The following is a 21593-nucleotide window of genomic DNA, read 5'->3' as shown; positions in this document are numbered from 1 at the left end:
ACTACTAAAAAATAGCACTGCCAACTCTTTAATCATAAAAAACAACATTTAAGATATTTTGAGCAGGTGACGCAATGGAATGCGTTTCCAATTGCATTGAGAGAGGTTGTATAATAATTATCACAATTATGTAATTGAAGAGGAAAGTATGGATTTTGTAAGCAGTGCGATCATAGGCGGAGCCTTATATGACTTGGTGTCATCTCCAATTAAGCTAACAGCTAGCTACATAAAAGCAGGTTTAGACAATGTCGTTCACCTCGACGATAAAGTGGCTGATGCAATAGCAGAAGAGCTATCTAAAGAACAATACCAAAAGTCAACATCTCCAGAAGAACTTATAGCATTAATTGAATCATCAAAGGTTCTTCAGGAAGTGATAAGCCAATTGAATGAAAAACCTCAGACAGTAATCAATATTAATTCATACGGAAGTGGTGACGCATTTAATGGCGATAAAATAATGGGCAATAAGATCAACATCAACGATAAATAGTCCTTCCTTTGGAAAAGTCACACTAGGCCTAAGGTGTACTAGTCAATTAAGGCTCTACTATTGTGTGAGCCTACCCTACTTATACATCCTAACTACACCAAATCAGAACATACTATGAGGTATCAATGGGCACCTACAATATAATCAGTAACGGTACAGGTGATGCGTTTGGTGGTAACAAAGTTATTGATGCTGAAGTTTTTATAGAGACACTTAAAGTACAAATCAGCGGCAGCGTATCACTAAGTGCTATATGCCGACCTCTAATTGAAGCTCTAGATGATTTTCGGCAAAACGATAACAACAATGGAATACAAAAACTTCGCTTCCTCAGTATGATGGATACGCTAGACGAAGAGGCAAAACTAGCTATAGCATCCCTCCGGATCTTAATGAGCGACGAAAATAATAAAGATGATGAACAGCGAGTCGAAGATTATTCTAAATCCAAAGGCTACTCCACATTTGCACAAGAGCTTGCCAATGCTGCAATACTTAAGCTTATCGAGATTCGACACGGTGAGGATGCAGCCCGAAAGTACTTCGATAAACTCCCAGAACAAATAATACCTCAATATATCTATTTGCAAAGGCTTGCAAAAGAAGACTATGTTAGCTATCTCGTAGATAGACAATCTGAATTATCTGAGTTCACTCTTGGGGCTTTATTTGAAAAAACACTTGAATATTCGATGATAGCCGAAAGCAAAGGCATCCTTGATCTGTTACAAGAGTTAAAACCTTTAGCTGATTTCAAACGCGAAACAATAATCTTAGAGTGCATCAACGCTAACGACTTTCTTAGTGATAAAGATTACTTTTGCCTATCACCTGAAGAGAAGTCGAAATTTGACAATTTGCGAGACTCACTTATATCTCTGATCGATAGTAGCAAAGTTCCTGACTTTAAATTAATTAACATCCTCAGCCAGCTATTTCGTTACACTCAATATACTTGTTCAACCACAAGAGCCTGTCTGGAAAATAACCAAACGAACCTAGAGGCAAAAAATTATTTCAATGAAGAAGTGTTGAAATCAGTCATCACCAAGACTCTTCTTAAAGAACTTGAGGACATACAATCTCTGTCGCCTGAAGAGCTTGCATTAAAATTAATAAATCAAACAGACGAAAATTTCTGTAACTTACCTGTTGTCAGGCTGCTCTGCGAGAGTGAAGACACCGACCTAATAATAGGAACTCTCGACAGGTTAGCTGAACAAGAATCGATGGGTGCAAAAGCAAACCTTTTGGCACTTGCTGCCATAAGCTGCCCAATCCTCTCAGAGCAAGAGTTTCCTCACATTCAAATAGACGAAATCATAGATAGCTATTTTAACTGCGCAGACTTAAGTATCTCATTTATTGATAGCATTGCATTTCAATTTGCACACAATGGGCATGTGGAAATAGCAGTAAAGCTTTATCAAATAGGTTTTAGGGAATATTTCCCTTGGCTCTCAGAAGCCTATTTTTCTTATCTGAATTTTTCACATCAAGCAAGACAGTACAATACTGTTATTCAACGATTGTCTCATTTGAGTGAAGAGGATAAACAACAAGAAGAAATAACAACACTCTATTCTTTGCTAGCCAACAAGGAAAAAGACTACGCGCTTGCTGCTACTTTACTTCGAAAAAACATAAATAGATATGAAAATCGGTCTTTAGAAGCATATGAAAAGAGGAACCTAATCTATTTATGGGGGCAATACCTAGAAACCGTTTATCAAGAAAACCCAGACAAAGCTCATGAACTAACAAATGAGTTACCTTCAGATATTTTTGATGATTTTTTCGGTCATTATTCATGGCGGTTAATGTTTTACCATTCACACCGCATAAAAGATATTTCTGAAAAAATACTTGACTGGTTCTTTGACGACACTCATGCAAATGCAAAGTTCTATTTCAACCTCATAATGCATGCCAGTCAAAATTTTCATGAACAGGAGTGGCCTCTACAATCAGGTAAGTATACCAGTGCCTATCATTACAAAGAAAACTATCAATCTCATAGGAAAGTAGTAGTTTCGTCTCGGTTTGTAAAAAATAATCCTCAATATCTGATTGATGAAAATGGGACAATAGCAACCAAACTAAATAGTGCCCAATGTGGGGATGCAATGTTGCTACCTGTAAAACTTTGTACGCTCGTAGAGAAATTATCACCCATATTTGCAGCTTACCATATTGCACAGCACATCATGGATGATGATGAAAACGAAGTATTTCATATGTTAAGTCTCCCAGATAACGCTACAGGTGAAGAAATACTAGAAGAACTAAATAAGTTAACTTCTACCTTAAGAGAACAAAGAAACAAACTAGCTCCATACATGAAGCAGTCGATACCTATTGACCTTAAATACAGATACTTAAATGGTCAGAATAATATACAAAAAGCAATGTTAGCTGTACTTTGCGAAGGTGTAACAATCCACATAACCCCAGTTAATGAAGAGCACTCTAAGGTTGGCTGTAAAGATTTTGTCCTTGATGAAATTACTGCTGTATATTTAGCCTGTTTAGGCAAACAAGTCTTTAATGACTGCACATGGCATATGACAAAGACTGTATATGAATCGTTATCACATTTTTGTGAGTTTCATCAGAATCAATTGCCGTTTTACCATGAGTCACATGACACTGTTTACTTTGAAAACGAAAAAGAAAATAGCGTTGTACCGACAGACATCATTGATAACTTGTCGAATATCCTTCAAAGGACAGAAATTCATACTGACAGCAACTTAGATATCCCTCTAGATTTAAAAATCAAATTTAGAGGGATATGCACAGAGAACTTTCTACTAAGCATTGCTTTAGCCGAGAGACTTGAAATAGGCTGCTTCTGCATCGATGCAGGGACTAGGAATATCCTAAAGAATTTTGCACCTAACTTAGAATCATTGATGCCTGAAGATTTTCAAGAGGTGATTGTTTCAAACAAAAGTAAACAAATTATCGAGAACTTACTTTGGTTAAATTGTCACTCAAACATTAGCTCAATGTCATTCGATAGCATGAGGGAATTTATACATTATGGTAGTGACGAACAATTAACAATATTGGTCAAGTTTGCTCAATCTCAATTTGATGGTGAGTGGGGAGAAAAAAATATACTCAGTTTGATCATTGCATGTTTGCAAAGAATGGTTATTGAAGAGCTTTACTCTGATAAAACAGAAGTCGTTGAGCAGATCCTCATCAGCTTAATTGTCATGTTAACTAAGGGGGAATCAATCTCAGATACTATTACAGATGCCTTAATTGATTTGTTGCCTGTACCTCTTCTTTTAGATCATTGTGAACAACAAAAACAAATCGAAGACATACGATCAGTTCGACAAGCACTAGTCAATATCACACCAAAGTACACGGACTGCATTTCAACTGCTCTGAAACAAAATAGGCTCTCAACATCTACATTTTGGGCAAATTTTGCAGACAGGTGTGGCTTAGATGGGTAGAAGCTAAACCCCTTCCTTCATCCATTGAGGAAATATTCACTCTGTAGTTACCGTTTATCTTAGTTCGGCATCTTGGTCGTCAGCGAAGGACAAACTTCATTTTTCAAGCAGTAGAGTAGTAATTTTGAATGAAATATTAGTAATGAAATTTTCGCTGTTTTATCTTTCGATTCGAAAGATATCAACTTAGCTAAAAGGGTAAGTGGGCGTTATGCTTAATTGTACATTTTGCGCCTTAAGCTATTAGCTAGGGTTGTGATTGGCATATTTAATACAAAAGTCAGCTATTTAACATATAACCTCTAATACGCCTAAGATATTTCAAGTTGTCGGTGCATATTTGATGGGGGGCTGGTACATCTATGCAGAGAGCTGAGATAAACGCATTGAGGTACTGTTTAATAGTTTGTGGATTTCAGAGAAACATTCTCAAATGGATTTTGTCTGACTCACGAATGCACTCGTTTGCACTGACTTTCTCTTTTGCGTTTGCACTGTGGTGCGCACGTGGCTTTCATCCTTCATAAGGAAAAGGGAATCAATTTCTAAATTAAATTTTCCGAGGATAGATAGGGGGAGCCTTTGTCTTTATTGGCCTGACGCTTAAAAGACTTTGTGTGTATGCATACACTAAAGGGGTTAAGTTACCCACCCACCCACCTTGAGTATATAGGATTTATACTAGATAATGGTTCGAATCCTATAGGGCGTGCCATTTATTCAAAAGCCCCGATAACTCGATGAGTTGTCGGGGCTTTGTCGTTTATACGGCTAAAAAGTTGCGCCGCCGTCGACTCGTAAGTCATGCATGGTGATATGCCCTGACTTGTCACTGAGCAGGAACTCGATCGCATTGGTGATGTCTTTGGTTTCGGCGATTTTATTTAACGGGATGCCAATTCGGTGGGACTCCAGATTGCCGCGAATCGTTTCTTTTTCTCCGTAAGTCTCATTCCACATTTGTTCCTGCATTGGAGTTCTGGTTGATCCCGGGCTGACGATATTGCAGCGAATACCATGTTCAGCCAGTTCTAATCCCAAACACTGCATCCACATATGAAGCCCGGCTTTAGATGTGCAATAAGCGGACATATTGGTTCTTGGAGTATCGGCTGCATTTGAACCTACCGCTACGATCGCACCTTTTTTCCCATTTTTAACTAACAGCTGGGCGATGTGTTGGGTCAACAGTAGGGTACCTTTCAGATTTACATCCAGTGTTTTGTTCAGTGCATCCAAAGGCAGGTCGATAATAGAAGCAAGGTGTAAGGTACCTGCACAGGTCGCAATGTATTCTGGGATGAGTTTGTCATTCGATAACTGGTGGCAGGCTGATTGGATTGACTCAGGGTCTGCCAGATCAAATGGCAAAAGTGTGGTGTTCACTCGTTGTTCATTAGGGATAGCGTGGATCAAATTCATTAGCGCTTGTTCAGTGACATCACAAGCAATTACGTGCGCGCCTTGTGCTAATAGACTTCTGGCGCAGGCTAGACCAATTCCCTGACCAGCTCCAGTAACTAGGCACAGTTTGCCGTTGAACTCTGAACGGATTTCATTCATCTAAACATCCTTTTCGTGATACAAATATCAAACTTCGTTTATGCAAATGATAATTATTTTTGTTATCGTTGTCACCTTGTTAACAAGGAAATGATTAGGTCATGAGTAAATTAGGGCAAAGAATAAAGCCGTGGCTGTTAAGCCTGGGATTAGTAAGTTTAGCTGGTTGTGAATATTTGCCTCACTACGCCAAGGTCGATTTACCGCAACAGGAAGTGGCTCAAGTTGTAGAGCAAGCGAAGCTCGCTGATGATGTGATTATGCAGGCATTTGAAAAACACAACTTAGTCGCGATTGGAGATTATCACTGGAACGACGCGTTTGTTCGTTATGCTACCGAATTAGTGTCTAAGCCGGAGTTTTCCGAGCAAGTGAATCATATAGTAGTGGAGTTTGGGAATGCTAAATACCAATCTGTTTTAGATGATTATCTTGTTGGCGGGGAGGTCAGTGAGGAACAACTGAATACGATGTTAAGAGGGTCATTATATTTTATGGCTTGGATGCCAGATGTATACCGCGACTTTTTCAAGGCGATAAAACAGCGTAACGAAGCTCTCCCTGAAGGTCAGAAAATACATGTCCATCTGGCGGAAGCGCCTTTTGACTGGAATTCCATGCAGGACGTTAACGTTTGGAAGCAGGCTGCAAAGAATAAGACCGATCATTTTTATCAAGTCGCGTCTGAGAGAATCAAAAATAAAGAAAAAGCACTGATGATTTTTGGCGCGTTCCACTTGGTCAATGCACCAGCAGACTATGTGAAGAAAACGCAAGAAACGGATTGGCCGCTGGCAACGCGTTTGGAGCAAGATTTTCCTGACAGCACCTATTTGATTTGGCCGATGACCGACCCTGAAGTGGTAAAAACCTTCAATCAGTTGAAATCCCCCGCGGTATTGGAAGTGGGTCAGGGGCCGATGCGGGATCTGCGCTTGATCGATTTTTTGCCAAAAGCACGTTACAAACTGGCCGCAATGGATGATATGGATGCCAAAGTTGGTGAACTGTTTGATGCCTTTCTTTATCTGGGCGAGAACCAGAGAACAATGTCTTTTCCTCGTGATGTGATAGCCGATCGAGAGTGGGTTGAAGAGATGCAACGCCGAGTTAATATGATCGGTGGCAAAATGCAGGAGAGCTTTAATGAGCTTCGCGAACTGAGCGATGAACAGTATGGTTTTGTCAGCAAGGGTTAGTGTTTAGCCCTGTTAACAACGTAAGTATTGCCAATATAAGCGGCTGAGTGGCGCCAACATCAGCCGTTTTATCCCCATTTCCTATCTTAGCGATGGCTTTCGAACCCTTTCCTTATGCTACCGAAATGGAACAAAGCTCTAAGCTCAAAGTAATGCGAATGATAATGGTTATTAAAATTATTTGATCAAATGTAACAGTGTGTGTACTCTCATTTAGCAATTGAGAGGGATTCTCATTTGTGATCCTATGTTTAATACAATTTGAGAGATGATTATGCTTCGTAACTCAATGGGGAGCAGTACTATGCTCACAGAGTTTATCAACGCTCATTCGGATGATGCTTCGTTTTTCTTCAGCTCACCCACAGTGACGTTACTGACACAAGGCATTGCTGCAGAGTTTTCCCAAAAAATCAGGTTCTCAGAATTAGATTCTTGTATTAGTCAGCTACTCGAATCGGTCAAGGAAGATGAAAGCGACAACCCTATTGCGGTTGGTGTCATTCCGTTTTCTGAGCACAATCCTGTGCATTTTATTGTGCCTGAACGTCTGTGTACCACATCACCGATTCGTCCGGATAAAGTGGCAACCGTGGATGGTTCTAATCAGTGTTACCCATCTTCGATACAGCCCATCCCTTCACCTGAGGAATACATGTGTAATGTAGCGCAGGCTGAAAGTGCTTGTTCCAATAAAGATATAGATCTGGAAAAGGTAGTGCTGTCACGCACGATGCAAGTGGATACTGAGCAAGAAATAGATCGGGGCCGATTCCTTAAAACGCTACTAAAACAAAATCCGGGTGGTTATACCTTTTCAACCCGTTTAGGGAGGGAAGGTTGTGATACTTATTTAATGGGTTCGAGCCCTGAACTGTTGGTCTCGCGTAAAGGGCCGCACGTATGTTCTAACCCATTAGCAGGGTCACGCCGACGTTGTGATAACGAGACGATGAACCAGCAACAAGGTGAGTTGATGATGGAGAGCAGTAAAGATCTCCATGAACATGCGGTTGTTGTCGATGCAGTAGAAAAAGCGCTTCAGCCTTGGTGCAACAATCTTTATGTACCTATGGTGCCATCGGTTATCGAAACGAAAGCGATGCTGCACCTGTCGACTCGTATTGAAGGTACGATTTCAGATTCCATTACCAGTGTACTCAAGCTTGCCAGTGCACTTCACCCAACGCCTGCTGTATGTGGCTATCCTACCGCTCAGGCCTACGATTTCATCGGTAACGTAGAACCTTTTGATCGTGGTTACTTTACTGGTCTGGTTGGCTGGGTAGATGCGCGTGGCAACGGAGAATGGGTCGTGGTAATTCGCTGTGCTGAAGTTGAGAAAAAGCGCTTGCGCGTGTATGCCGGAGCCGGGATTGTTAGTGGTTCTGATCCGCAAAGTGAACTAGAAGAGACAGGCAATAAAATGCGTACGGTACTTAACGCGCTTGGCATTGAAGTTCAGGACAATATGGAGGTGGTGGTGTGAAGCTTCCAAGCATGAAAGCGTCTGGGTTTACGCCTTGGCCAGAAGAGGCTGTACGCCAGTATCAAGAAGCAGGCTATTGGAAAGAGCAAACTATTCCGGAGATTCTTGAAGCCAGTGCCAGCAAATATCCACGGCAGCTTGCACTCGTTGTTGGTGAAGCACAATGGACTTACCAACAGTTATCTGAACAAGTGGACAACCTGGCTTCTGGCTTCCAACAGACACTCAAATTACAGGCTGGCGATAGAGCGGTATTGCACTTACCTAATATTAGCGCGTTTTACCTGAGCTTCTTTGCACTGCTGAAAATTGGTGTTCAGCCAGTATTAGCTTTACCGGCCCACCGATATTATGAGATTCGATACTTTTGTCACTTTACTGAGGCTAAAGCGTTAATTACAGCACCGCAAATGGGTGTCGATACCGCTGATATTGCGCAAAAGATCGCGAATGAATTACCAACGCTAGAGACCATTGTCTGGGCTGGTGAGAAGAGCTTAAAACCAACGGGTAGTGTTGATCTAGACTCGCTCTACTTGCCGAATTCTGCCTATGAGCGACAAATTGAGCAAGATTTTGCTTTCTTCCAGTTATCGGGTGGAACAACGGGGACACCCAAGCTAATTCCGCGTACCCATACGGATTACCTCTACAGTGTTCGCGCCAGCAATGATGTTTGCGAGTTTTCACCTCAAACTCGCTATTTGTGTGTCCTACCTGCCGCGCACAACTTTCCGTTGAGCTCGCCTGGTGCTTTAGGGTGTTTTATGGCTGGTGGCATGGTGGTGTTGTCGCCGGATCCAAGTCCGCAAACTGCGTTTCAATTGATTGAAAAGCACCGTATTACTGTTGCTGCACTGGTGCCACCTTTGGCGTTGTTGTGGCTAGATGAAGCGCCTCGGACCCAATATGACATCAGCTCGTTACAAGTGCTTCAGGTCGGTGGTGCGCGCTTTAGTGAAGCGGCGGCGAGACGTGTCAAACCGACATTAAACTGCACGTTGCAACAGGTGTTCGGTATGGCTGAAGGGCTTGTGAACTACACAAGGTTGAACGATCCAGACTCCGTCATCGTGTCCACGCAAGGCCGTCCGATGTCACCCGCTGATGAGATACTCGTTGTTAACGAAATGGGCGAACCTGTGCCTCAGGGTACGGCTGGCATGTTATGCGCACGAGGCCCGTACACGATTCGCGGTTACTACAACGCACCGGAGCACAATCAACGTTCCTTTATTGCGGGGGGCTATTACCGAACAGGCGATGTGGTGCTGTTAACCAAAGAAGGGAACTTACAAGTCGTCGGGCGCGATAAAGAACAGATCAACCGCGGCGGAGAGAAAATCGCAGCACAAGAGATCGAAAATCATCTGATGGTGCATGACGCCGTCCATGATGCGGCTGTTATCGCGATACCAGATGATTATCTGGGGGAGCGCAGTTGTGCCGCATTAGTTTGTCTTGAAGATAAACCAAAACCGATTGAAATAAAGCGCTTCCTGAGAAATCGAGGGTTGGCCGAATTTAAGATCCCAGATCGCGTCATTTTCGTCGATGTGTTGCCGAAAACCCCTGTCGGAAAGATCAACAAGAACAAACTCCTTGAGTTGGTTTAACCCACTCAACCAAACCTGACTTTTATCTACGAATTTTAGGAGAAATGCCTCATGGCAATTCCAGCTATTGCGGGTTATCCGTTATCTAAAGCGATCCCCCAAAATCGCGTATCTTGGTCGGTAGATCCAGAGCGAGTAGTATTACTGATCCACGATATGCAGCAGTATTTTCTGAACTTTTACGATTTGGATAGCGAACTGATTCAAACGTTGACGCAGAACATCCAACAGATCAAACAAGCCTGTATTGAAGCGGACATTCCAGTGGTATATACCGCGCAACCTGGCGATCAGTGTCAGGAAGAACGAGCGTTATTGACCGATTTCTGGGGGCCAGGCTTAAAAGCTGATGACACCATCACCCAGATTCTGCCTGCTCTGGCACCAACAGAACAAGATATTGTTTATACCAAATGGCGTTACAGCGCATTCCAGCGTACACCGCTTCGATCCATGATGGAGGAAACGGGTCGTGACCAGCTGATCATCGTTGGGGTATACGCGCATATTGGTTGTTTACAGACGGCTGCTGAAGCGTTTATGACGGATATTCAAGCCTTTATGGTTTCTGATGCAGTGGCTGACTTCTCCGAGCGTGATCATGAAATGGCACTCAATTATGTTGCGGGAAGATGTGGTTACGTGCTGGATAAACAACAACTGCTTAATCAGGTAAGTGATGTGCCTGCTACTCACACTATCCCTTTATCCGAGCAAGAGCTAGCTCAGCAATTAGCGAGTTTGCTCGATGTCTCTGTCGATGAAATTGAACCCGAAGACAGCTTATTGGATTTCGGCCTCGATTCGGTTCGAATCATGTCTCTGGTCGGTGACTGGCAACAAGCTGGAATGGATCTGAGCTTTATGGAATTGGCTGCTCAGCCTTGTTTGCAGCACTGGTGGCAATTGATCGAGAAGAAGAGCGCTAGCGCCTGACAAGGACAAGTAGTAAAGGAACAGATATGTACGATTTACCTTATTCTGCGGAGCAGTTGCTTCCGCTAACGGACGCACAGGCAGGGATTTGGTTTGCCCAGCTGAGAGATCCAGAAAATCCAATTTATAAAACCGGTGAATATCTGCTTATCGACGGACAGGTAGATGAGCCTTGCTTTGTTGAGGCCGTCAAGGTAGCACTGGAAGAAGTCGACTCATTACACGCGAAATTTGTCACGACCACCGCAGGGCCTCGCATGGTGATTGAGCGACAACCTTGGCAAGTGGATCGCATCGACTTTTCCGCCCAACCAGATCCTCTTAATGCTGCAATTGATTGGATGAAAGCGCAACTTAAACAGCCGGTTAATTTAGAGCAGGGGCCAATGTTTTCGATGGCACTGATTAAGCTGGCAGAAGGCAAATTTGCCTGGTTCCTGTCACTGCACCATATTGCGATTGATGGTTATAGCATGTCATTAATTGTGTCCCGAGTCGCGCATATTTACAGCCAACTTATCAAAGGCAAACCGTTTGATAAGGTTGAGTTTGTTGACCAGCAAGCGATGCTAACAGAAGACGACAACTACAAAGCCTCAGAGAAATATAAAAACGATCGCGCTTTTTACTTACAGCGCTATGCAGACCACTCAGACACGGTTAATTTAGCGGGCCAGCCAACGGTAACGTCCGATCACTTCCTGCGCCTCAAAGGGGTAATGCCAGTCAGCGATTTTCAGCAGATGGAGTTACTTGCCAAGCAGTGCCGTACTCACTGGTACAGTGTACTGATTGCGTCGATTGCGTCTTACGTGCATCGCATGACTCGCTCGAAAGAGGTGGTGCTTGGCGTACCATTGATGGGGCGTTTAGGATCGGTGGCGATACAAACACCAGCGATGCGGGTGAACATTCTGCCGGTACGAGTCAGTTTTTACGACGGGCTAGATATCAAGTCACTGGTCAGACAGGTGAATCAGGAGTTCTCATCTGTTCGTCGTCATCAGGGTTATCGTTATGAAGAGTTGCATCGTGAACTTAATTTAGTCAAAGATAACCGCAACCTGTTTGGTCCACTGGTGAATATTATGCCTTTTGAATATGAGCATAATTTTGGTGAGCTGAATTCAAAAGCGTATAACTTGTCATCTGGTCCGGTGGATGACATTTCACTCTACTGCTACGAGCTTGGCGGTAAGTTACATATCGACATGGATGCTAACCCAGAGTTGTATTCAGAGCATGAAATTCAAGCGCATCAGCAGCGTTTATTCCATTTTATGAGTGATTTTTTTGCTGCTGCTCGTGAGCAGGGTGCGAGTCAGTGTAAGATCAGTGATGTCAGCATTTTGCTTGCTGGTGAACGAGAAAAAGTGATCAATACCTGGAACGATACCGCTCGTTCTGTTCCAGAAACCTCCTTGTCAGCCTTGATGGCAAGACAACGAATCTTGACGCCTCATGCTCCGGTACTGATTTTTGAGAATCAAACACTTACCTATGAGCAGTTAAGTCGAAAGGTCTACTCTTTGATGAACTGGCTGTTTGCCCAAGGTGTGGAAGCAGGAGATCGCATTGCTGTTTGTGTACCGCGAAGTGAAGCGTTAATCGTTGTACAACAAGCCATTCTCGCTGCTGGTGCGGTGTATGTGCCGATTGACCCGGACTACCCAGAAGGTCGCATTCATTACATGCTGGAATCTTCTGCACCTAAGCTCGTGTTTTCGACTTCGGCATTACAATCCAAGTTGCCGCCCGAGTGCGAGAGTAAACTTGTCGATGGTGAAACACTTCCTGCTATTTATAAGAATGTAGAGCCGTTACCACCCCAAGTTCAGCCAGAACCACATTCGCCGGCTTATATGATTTATACCTCCGGCTCGACTGGTAAGCCAAAAGGCGTGGTGGTGAGCCATGATGCTATCGTGAACCGATTGCTATGGATGCACGATCAATATCCGATTGATGCTAATGATCGCGTGTTGCAAAAAACACCAGCTGGCTTTGACGTGTCAGTGTGGGAGTTCTTCTGGCCAATGATTGTCGGCTCTTGTTTGGTGGTTGCGAAACCAGACGGACACAAAGATCCGGTTTATCTGCAGGAACTCATTCACAGTCAAAAGATCACCACATTGCATTTCGTTCCTTCGATGCTGCAGATTTTTGTGCAACAGGCGGATGCCCAGCGATGCGAAAGTTTGCGTCAGGTATTTTGTAGTGGGGAAGCCTTGCCAATGGAGTTGGTGAATCAATATTACTCATCTTTTCATGCGCCGTTACATAACTTATATGGCCCAACCGAGGCTGCCGTCGATGTGACTTACTGGCCAAGTGAAGCCAATACGCAAGGTAGATCGACGCCAATAGGCCGACCGGTTTGGAATACCCAAATCTACATTCTGGATGATGCACTTAATCCTGTTCCACCCGGTGTTGTCGGTCATCTTTATATTGCGGGTCGTCAACTGGCGCTCGGCTATCATGGTCAGCCAGAACTGACGGCAGAGCGGTTTATTGACAATCCATTCGGTCCAAAAGGGAGCCGGATGTACTTATCGGGCGATCTCGCACGCTGGCGTGAAGATGGGGCGATAGAATATTGTGGCCGCAGTGATTTTCAGGTCAAAATTCGTGGTTTCCGAATCGAGCTGGAAGAGATAGAAAATGCCTTAGCCAGCCATCCCGATGTGGCACAAGTAGCGGTGCTGGCACAAGAATACAGCGATGGTGATAAACGTCTGGTGGCTTACGTGACGGCAGAAGATGCTGAACAAGATATTGATGTCGCTCAGCTGCAGAAATATCTCGCTGATCCACTGCCGGAATACATGGTACCGAGCTATTTTGTTGAGCTTGATGCGTTTCCGTTAACGCCAAACGGTAAGCTCGACCGTAATGCGCTGCCAAAACCCGATCTATCTGGTCAGGTCGGTACAAAAGGGCCGAGTAACTTAGTCGAAGAACGTTTGTGTAAGCTGTTCTGCCAGTTATTGGAGCTTCCTGCTGTGGGCGTTGAAGATAATTTCTTCGAGCTTGGCGGACACTCTCTGTTAGCAGCGCAGCTTATTGCGCATGTGAAAGAAATCATGGGAATCGAGCTATCACTGGCCGCTGTGTTTGAGTCCCCAACCGTTGCTGGTATTGCAGCCAAGTTGAATGGAAGTGAAAGTGACGAAGCCCTTAATATGCTATTGCCGCTGCGTAAGTGCGAGGGTAAGGCGGCGATTTTCTGTGTTCACCCAGCTGGTGGTTTAAGCTGGTGTTATGCGGCACTGACCCCGATTATTCCATCTAATATTCCTCTATACGGTGTGCAAGCTCGCAACCTTGGTGACCCTTCTGCGCCGCTGCCGAAAAATATGATGGAAATGACCGCAGATTACGTTGCCGCAATCCGTGAGGAACAGCCTTTTGGGCCATACCATCTACTTGGCTGGTCGATCGGTGGCATGATTGCGCATTTAATGGCAGGTATTCTGCAACAGCAGGGACAGGAAGTAGGTCTGCTTACTTTACTCGATTCTTATCCGACAGAGCAGTGGCAAACCATGAATCCTCCGGGCGAGGAGCAAGCTCTGGGGGCACTGATTCGCATGGCTGGGGTTGAGTTTGATGAGTCGGCTCATAGCAGCATTACTAAGCCTGAAGTGATTGATATTCTGCAAGACGCGGGATCATCAATGGCTCACCTCAGTTCCGAAACCATATCTGCGATGATCGAAGTGGTGATCAACAACAACCATCGCGTACGAGATAGCGTAGATTATCGTTATCAGGGTGATATGTTGTTCTTCAATGCTGAGAAGCCACCAGAAGAGTCATTCTTGGATCGCAATGGTTGGTTTAGTTACATGGATGGTGAAATCAATGTCGTGGATGTTGATTGTATTCACCGAGATATGATGCGACCAGACATGTTACGTCTTATTGGAACCCGAATGGTTGAAGAACTGAGAGCGAAATTCGATGTTTAATTCTGGTCATCCGTTGTTACCAGAGAATAAGTGGGAGGGGAGCATTTCCCCTCTGACTTTCTTCAAAGACAAGCTGGATTCGGGTGCAATTTTGACTATCGGCGAAGCACACTGGTATGCCGAGCTATTTGAACAAATAACCAAGAGTCTGCTCTCTCCAGAACTGGATGGTGTGTTTACTCATCTGTTTGTCGAGTTTGGCAACGCCAAGCACCAAGCTATGTTGACTGATTATCTAGCCGGCCGAGACATTTCTGATGATGAACTGGCGGCAGTCTGGCTCGACTCCATCGCTTTTCCTGCTTGGCTGCATCCTTGTTATGGTGAGTTTTTCCGGCGACTGAAACTGGCGAATATGTCTCGCCAGACGCCTCTCGAAGTTGTACTGACCGAACCAGCGTTCAATTGGCAAGAGATCGGTCATTCGACTCAACTTGCCCAGCTCAATGCTGAGCGCGATCAGGCCTTAGTGGAAAGCATCGGCAATATCAAGCGCAACGGTGCTAGCGGTATCGTCGTGTTAGTCGGTGCGAGGCATATTCTCAAGCGTTCTCCAACGTTCGGCTCAACGCGTCATCATCCGTTCGGGGTTTTGGCCGAGCAGAAATTTGGTGAACATTACGTTTCTGTCTGGCCACATATGTTACCGACACCGCTTGAAGGGAGCTCGGTGGAACATGCCATTTACCCCACCCAACAGCCAGTATTTAGCAACATGTCCTTTGTTGATTTGCTACCTAATAAACCTACTGTGAACCCTTACGCTGAGACATCGGTTGATCAATTGGTTGATGCCTATTGGTATTCAGGTCCGCAGGGCAGGCAGTTGGACGCAAGTTGCGTGGAAGTTTCACCAATATGGAAAGAGCGTTTGAGGAAAAGGCTACCCTTGGTCAATGAGCGTCAGAGAATGGTGATCGAAAAGATCATTGATTAAGCACTTTCCTAAATTAGGCGCAAAAAAAGCACAGTGAAAATACGGATTGCTCGGTAAAACAGTAGTGACCATGAAACGCTAGGTTTGGCAGAGCGGATTGGAGATGGCTTCGGTTATCTCCAACCAGTTCAAACTGAAACTGTCCGCTGTTTGCTGTTTCTGGATGCAACGTAATTTCGGCGTCAAGAAAGTCGAAATACACCTGCACGAATGGAAACAGGCACTTAAATAAACTCTCTTTAATACTGAATATCAGAATGTTTGGGATGACGTCTGATTCCTGCAACCGAACCTGCTCATTGTGGGTATATATGGCAGGCAAAAGTTGACTGCCAAGCTTTTGATTGTTTTCAACATCAATTCCGATACTTGGCACATCATTTTTGAGCGCACAGGCGGCAAGGCAAAGTGTGTCAGTATGGCTAATGCTGCCACTAATTGTGTCTGGAAAAATAGGTTCTCTGGATAATCCTACCAAGATGGGTGTCTGGTCTACAAAGGCCTGGTTTGGAAGCAGTTTTGCTATCGCGGCGCGTACAGCGTGACGTCCAGCCCTAAATTCCTCCTGACGCTTTTTGACGGACTTCTGAATGAGCTTTTCTTCCAAAGGTAATCCTGTTGTGGCGTACATCTCTGGTGTCGCTTTCACAAACTGAATCATGGGAGTGATCGTTGCAAAGTGGCAGCAACCGAGGGCGAAAATTTTACTTAACTCATTACTTTTCAGACTGTTGCAATTCAAAATACAATTCACCTTAAAGTGTAAATGCTAATGCAATTGATAATTATTGCTATTTATACTGTTATTTATTAAAGTTGGCGAGACTAATTCATACAAAAAATAGATATAAGGATATGCAGTGAATACTTTAGTGAGAAAGCCTACGTTTATGCCGTCCATGTTGGCAGCAGCCGTTGTAACGGTTTTTAGTGGCCAAGTTTATGCGCAAGAGGAGAATGAAACCCCAGAAATGGAACGTGTGGTCGTCACCGCGTCATTAACTCAACATTCTAAGCTTACCGCTCCAGCATCCGTTTCGGTTATCACTGCGGAAGACATCGCAAAGATGCCGGTCAAAGACATCTCGGAAGCGGTGCGCAGTGCGACAGGTGTGAGTGTGTTAAGTAGTGCTGCTTACGGCCGAAATACCATTCGTATTCGTGGCCTTGAATCTAAGCATACTCTGATCCTGATTAATGGTCGTCGCATCAACTCTCAGGATGCATTGATTCGTGGTAACGATTTTGATCTGTCGACAATTCCTTTGACTGCCATTGAGCGCATTGAAGTGGTGCGTGGCCCGGTTTCTTCTCTATATGGCTCAGAAGCAATGGGTGGTGTAGTGAACGTGATTTTAAAGACACCAACAGAAAAGGTGTCTGGCTCACTTGGGCTTGAGTACGAAAGTTTACTTGAAGGTGATGGTGGTGATGGGTGGAAAGGCCATGCCTATGCAAGCGGTGAATTAACTTCAGATCTGGCGGGTAGCATCATTGTTGAAAGCTCGACTCGTGACCCATGGCGCACTGATGCGACACCTGATTACGATGCCCTGGAGAAAAAAGACACTACAAACATATTTGGTGAAATGTCCTGGCAACTGACAGACGAGCAAAAGCTGATTGCCGACGTGACTTACACTAAAGATGAGCGCAAAGCTGAGTGGGTACACCCGCGTTCTGGAGACCAGACCAATACTCAGGATTCTACTCGTTGGAACTATGGTTTGACGCATGAAGGTACTTGGTCAGGGTTTGACTCTCAAGCACGTCTTTACGGCGAAACCATGGATCTGAATGACGGAAGTACCGCTTACACCAATGGTACTGCGGATGTAGAGTTGCAGAATAATTACGCCGATTTCAAACTATCGGGTTTATGGCAGGATAGCCACGAGTGGGTATTTGGTGGTGAATTCCGTACATCTGAACTGAACAACAGTCGTGATATCCCTTCTGGTGAAATCGACTACCATCAAGGTGCGGTATTCGCTCAAGGTGAGTTCGATCTGGATAAACTGGCTCTGACACTAGGGGGCCGTGAAGATTTCCATGAAGTATACGGCAGTCACTTTAGTCCACGTGCTTATGCGGTTTACAGTTTTACCGATGAATTTGTCGCAAAAGCTGGTGGGGGAGGTGGTTTCCGAGCTCCGGGTATGATGGAGAGCAGTGACCAAGTCCGAGTGATCAGTTGTGGTAACCGCTGCTGGTTAACCGGTAACGATGATTTGAAACCGGAAGAGTCAGAAAGCTATGAAGCGGGCTTGGCTTACGAGACAGACTCGCTGGGGCTGGGCTTGACCTACTATTACTCTAAGTTGAAGAACAAAATCGAGCGAGATACCAGTACCGCAGTAGGTATGGATGGCACCATGCCAATTATCACTTACCAAAATATCGGTCGAGCAGAAATCAAAGGTATAGAGCTGGAAGCTTGGTATGACATTACTCAGAACATCAATTTGTCAGCCAACTATACGTACACTGATGCAGAGGATAAGAGCTCTGGTGAAAAGCTAACAGACACGCCTGAACACTTAGCCAACTTGGATGTGAACTGGCAAGTTTTCGACTCACTGACCACTTTTGCTCGCGTCAACTACATTGGTCAGCAGGTGATCACGAACCTAAGTAGAGAAGATAAAACAGTGGATGGTTACACATTGGTTGGTCTGGGCGTTTCTTATGACTTCCAGCAAGTGAACCTGAAAGCGGGTCTGAACAATATTTTCGACGTTGAGTTGGATGACGAAGATGACTACTACGGTTACTCGGAGAAAGGCCGCAGCGCGTACGTGAGCGCCACCTACCTGTTCTAATCTAAATAAAAACAAACCTCCGTTTGGAGTGATGCCGCTCACTTAAAAGAGAGCGGCATGTTCAAGCTACCTCTGAACAGAGAGGAACGAGCGTGATTCAGAATCTATTTTCCAAGTGCTATGTGTCTAAGGCTGTCCCTGAAGGCTCTCTGCACGCTGGTATTAGATTCCTAGTCTCGCTAAACCTCGCAGGAATGACAGCGGTGAGTAAAGCCAATCTAAATGAGTGCTTAACCATTCTGGCTTACTACGGATCAGTGCTTTCTGGTGTTTCAGCCGGCTCTTGCTGGGACGCTTTAACCTGCACAATGCGGTTACTTTTCATTAGCAGTACTTCAAATCGCCAGTTCTGATACTCGATGATTTCTCCTTGAGCAGGCACGCGGTCTATTAACCAAGTAAGGAAGCCGTTTAAGGTCTGAAAACCTTCACTCTCTTCCCCTTCGATGTTGCTCAGTTGGAGTTTGTTCTTGAGTTCATTCAATGGAATGAGTGCGTCCATCAACCAACTACCGTCTTTTTGTTGTTTTGCCCAAATGTGCTGCGGTTCCATACCCAGCTCTCCGGCGATCGATTTGAGTAAGTCATAGAGCGTGACTAACCCTTGTACATCACCATATTCGTCGACGATAAATACCATCTCAGTACTGGTCTGTTGCATGTAATTGAGTAGTGGCAGCCCTTTCATCGACTCGGGTACAAAGCGCGGTTGTTTCAGGCGTTTATTGATTCGCTCAACGGAAAGCTTGTCATATTCATCTAACAGGACTTTGGACGAAATCGTACCAATGATGTTATCCAGACTTCCTTTGCATATTGGCCATACGGAGTGTTGGGTCTGACGGAGGTTTTTTAGGATAGCATCAATAGGGAGTGTGGCGTCTAGGTAGTGAATATCAGATCGTGGTGTCATTAATGATAGTGCAAGGCGATCATTAAGATGGAGCAGATTGCGGATCATCAACTGTTCTTGGGGTTCTATCGCTCCGGACTCCGAGCCCTCACTGACGACGGCGACAATATCCTCTTCGGTAACTGCTTCACTCTTGCTTTCACTTTGGCCTAATATTCTAAGCGAAGTATCGGTGGTAAAGGTCAATAGAAAAACAAATGGTCGAGTTAATTTAGCTAACCAGTGAATTGGGTAAGCCACATTGATAGCAATCATCTCTGCATTATTTTGCGCAATACGCTTTGGTACCAATTCGCCGACCACAATGGCGAAGTATGTGATTAACAAAACCACACTGAACGTGGAGACAACGTTGGCAATCTCTTTTTCTATCCCTTGGCTGACTAACCATTGCCCAAAAGGAACCGAAAGCGTGGCTTCGCCAAAGATGCCGCTTAACAGGCCAATGACGGTGATTCCGATTTGAATCGTTGATAAAAACTGTGTCGGATTATCTTTGAGTTCTAACGCCAATGCTGCGCGCTTGCTGTTTTCAGCCATCATTTTCAGGCGGCTTGTTTTTGCAGCGACCAGCGCAATTTCTGACATCGCGAAGACGCCATTGAGCGTGATTAAACCGATCAATCCCACCAGTAATAAAATATCCATGCAGCCTTCCAGTCATTCACACGTAAATAGCATAGCGAGATTCCTGATTAGTAAATGTGAAGTGGCGGATAAATCCTGTTTTCTTGCTAAGCTTATGTTTTATTTACAGGGTAGTACTTCTCAGGACAGCTAAGCTGATTAATCACTCGGTTACTGATACACTACGCGCTCATTTCCTCTGTTGAGACGTTTCTATGCCATTTTCTAAGCTTGGTTTAAGCGCACCAATCACTGATGCAGTGACGGCGCTGGGTTATGAAAAACCAACTTCTATTCAGCAAAAAGCCATTCCGATTGTACTGCGTGGGCGTAATTTGATCGCCGCAGCGCAAACGGGTACCGGTAAAACGGCCAGCTTTGTATTACCAATCTTAGAGAAGCTAAGTCATGGTGAAACGCAGCGTAAAAAACGTGCGCGTGCCATTATTCTTACGCCAACGCGAGAACTGGCACTTCAGGTGCACCAAAGTATTGAAGCGTATGGTAAGAACCTGTCACTACGCTCAATGGCTATGTTCGGTGGGGTTGAATATGCGCAGCAGAAGCAAGCATTGATTGACGGTGTGGACATTGTTGTCAGTACGCCGGGTCGTTTGATTGACCTGTATGGTCAACGATCGATTCATTTTGATGAAGTAGAAATGCTGGTTTTAGATGAAGCGGACAAGATGCTTGACATGGGCTTCATCGATGCAATAGATAAAATCGTCGATTGCATGCCTGAGGATGTACAAAGTCTGCTGTTTTCCGCCACGCTTTCTAACCCAGTTCGTGATCTAGCCAAGAATGCGATCGTCGATCCTGAAGAGATTACGATTGCCAAACACAGTGCTTCGAAGTCAAACATTAAGCAGTGGATTACCACCGTCGATAAAGACATGAAATCGTCTTTGTTGAGCCACATGCTAAAAGAGAACGATTGGTCACAAGTTCTGATCTTTATCGAAACCAAGCATGGTGCTGCGAAGCTGGTTAGCCAACTAGAGAAGCGTGGCATCGTTGCAGAAGCGTTCCACAGCGGACGTAATCAGCGTGTGCGTCAGGAACTGATCGAGAAGTTTAAAGCTGGGGAGATTCAGTACTTAGTTGCGACAGGTGTTGCGGCTCGAGGCATAGATATTGATAATTTGCCAGTAGTGATTAATTACGATTTGCCTTTCCCAGCGGATGAATATGTACACCGAATTGGACGTACAGGTCGTGCGGGCGCGCAAGGTGAAGCGATTTCACTGGTCTCAAAGGACGACTTCAAAAACTTATGTATGATTGAGAGCCGTTTAGGTCATCTGCTAGAACGTGTAGAAATTGAAGGATTTGCACCAAGAAAGCCGGTGCCGATTTCGATTCTTAATTACGTACCAAAGAATAAGCGTAAGCCTCAGGATAACCGTTCTCAATCTGATAAGAATCAGACCAGAAACTGATAGTAGGCTAAACATCTTTTACTAGGAAGCTGCATTTCGATGCGGCTTTTTTGTTTTCTAACATATGGGATTTACACACATTTGTTAATGCGAATGGTGGAAA

Annotated in this window: 13 protein-coding genes; 10 read left to right on the top strand and 3 right to left on the bottom strand. The window is 44.6% G+C overall.

The annotated features are described in order from the left end of the window. The first annotated feature begins 148 nt into the window (after positions 1 to 148). Together RXX31_RS17215 and RXX31_RS17210 are read left to right on the top strand one after the other, a co-directional pair. The gene (locus tag RXX31_RS17215) at positions 149 to 496 is read left to right on the top strand and encodes a hypothetical protein (RefSeq protein WP_258477891.1); all 348 of its coding nucleotides are present in this window, start codon (positions 149 to 151) and stop codon (positions 494 to 496) included. A gap of 125 nt (positions 497 to 621) precedes the next feature. After that, the gene (locus RXX31_RS17210; protein ID WP_317590868.1) at positions 622 to 3969 is read left to right on the top strand and encodes a hypothetical protein; all 3348 of its coding nucleotides are present in this window, start codon (positions 622 to 624) and stop codon (positions 3967 to 3969) included. A gap of 771 nt (positions 3970 to 4740) precedes the next feature. Here RXX31_RS17210 and RXX31_RS17205 read toward each other — a convergent pair. Beyond that, entirely contained in the window at positions 4741 to 5532 is a 792-nt protein-coding gene (locus RXX31_RS17205; protein WP_317590867.1) for a 2,3-dihydro-2,3-dihydroxybenzoate dehydrogenase, read from the bottom strand. A 101-nt stretch (positions 5533 to 5633) separates the two neighbouring features. Between RXX31_RS17205 and RXX31_RS17200 the strand changes: the two genes are divergently transcribed. The 6 genes from RXX31_RS17200 to RXX31_RS17175 all read left to right on the top strand — a co-directional run bounded on the left by RXX31_RS17200 (position 5634) and on the right by RXX31_RS17175 (position 15683). Then, positions 5634 to 6731: a hypothetical protein gene (locus RXX31_RS17200; RefSeq protein WP_317590866.1), complete on the top strand. Its 1098-nt coding sequence runs from the start codon at positions 5634 to 5636 to the stop codon at positions 6729 to 6731. A 304-nt stretch (positions 6732 to 7035) separates the two neighbouring features. Next, positions 7036 to 8220, top strand: coding sequence for an isochorismate synthase (locus RXX31_RS17195; protein ID WP_317590865.1), 1185 nt, complete (start codon positions 7036 to 7038; stop codon positions 8218 to 8220). Positions 8221 to 8231: 11 nt separating this feature from the next. After that, a complete protein-coding gene (locus RXX31_RS17190; protein WP_411197987.1) occupies positions 8232 to 9836 on the top strand; it encodes a (2,3-dihydroxybenzoyl)adenylate synthase in 1605 nt (534 codons plus the stop codon). A 51-nt stretch (positions 9837 to 9887) separates the two neighbouring features. After that, on the top strand, positions 9888 to 10772 hold the full coding sequence (locus RXX31_RS17185) for an isochorismatase family protein (RefSeq protein WP_317590862.1): 885 nt from the start codon (positions 9888 to 9890) through the stop codon (positions 10770 to 10772). 26 nt (positions 10773 to 10798) lie between these two features. Continuing rightward, on the top strand, positions 10799 to 14746 hold the full coding sequence (locus RXX31_RS17180) for an enterobactin synthase subunit F (protein ID WP_317590860.1): 3948 nt from the start codon (positions 10799 to 10801) through the stop codon (positions 14744 to 14746). Continuing rightward, positions 14739 to 15683: a hypothetical protein gene (locus tag RXX31_RS17175; RefSeq protein WP_317590859.1), complete on the top strand. Its 945-nt coding sequence runs from the start codon at positions 14739 to 14741 to the stop codon at positions 15681 to 15683. The genes RXX31_RS17180 and RXX31_RS17175 overlap by 8 nt, the downstream gene beginning before the upstream one ends. A 13-nt stretch (positions 15684 to 15696) precedes the next feature. On the opposite strand, the gene RXX31_RS17170 is transcribed toward RXX31_RS17175, so the two are convergent. Then, the gene (locus RXX31_RS17170) at positions 15697 to 16344 is read right to left on the bottom strand and encodes a 4'-phosphopantetheinyl transferase (protein ID WP_317590857.1); all 648 of its coding nucleotides are present in this window, start codon (positions 16342 to 16344) and stop codon (positions 15697 to 15699) included. 199 nt (positions 16345 to 16543) lie between these two features. Here RXX31_RS17170 and RXX31_RS17165 point away from each other — a divergent pair, with 199 nt between their 5' ends. After that, complete coding sequence (locus RXX31_RS17165; protein WP_317590855.1) at positions 16544 to 18505, top strand: TonB-dependent receptor plug domain-containing protein; 1962 nt, start codon at positions 16544 to 16546, stop codon at positions 18503 to 18505. Positions 18506 to 18752: 247 nt separating this feature from the next. On the opposite strand, the gene RXX31_RS17160 is transcribed toward RXX31_RS17165, so the two are convergent. Further along, complete coding sequence (locus RXX31_RS17160; protein ID WP_317590854.1) at positions 18753 to 20066, bottom strand: hemolysin family protein; 1314 nt, start codon at positions 20064 to 20066, stop codon at positions 18753 to 18755. Positions 20067 to 20260: 194 nt separating this feature from the next. On the opposite strand from RXX31_RS17160, the gene RXX31_RS17155 reads away from it, so the two are divergent. After that, the gene (locus RXX31_RS17155) at positions 20261 to 21490 is read left to right on the top strand and encodes a DEAD/DEAH box helicase (protein ID WP_317590853.1); all 1230 of its coding nucleotides are present in this window, start codon (positions 20261 to 20263) and stop codon (positions 21488 to 21490) included. Positions 21491 to 21593 lie beyond the last annotated feature (103 nt).

It is taken from the genome of Vibrio sp. EA2 (genome assembly GCF_033042495.1).
Taxonomy (GTDB): domain Bacteria; phylum Pseudomonadota; class Gammaproteobacteria; order Enterobacterales; family Vibrionaceae; genus Vibrio.
The sequence above is the reverse complement of the archived record's forward strand: the minus strand, read 5'-3'. Positions and strand labels throughout refer to the sequence as shown.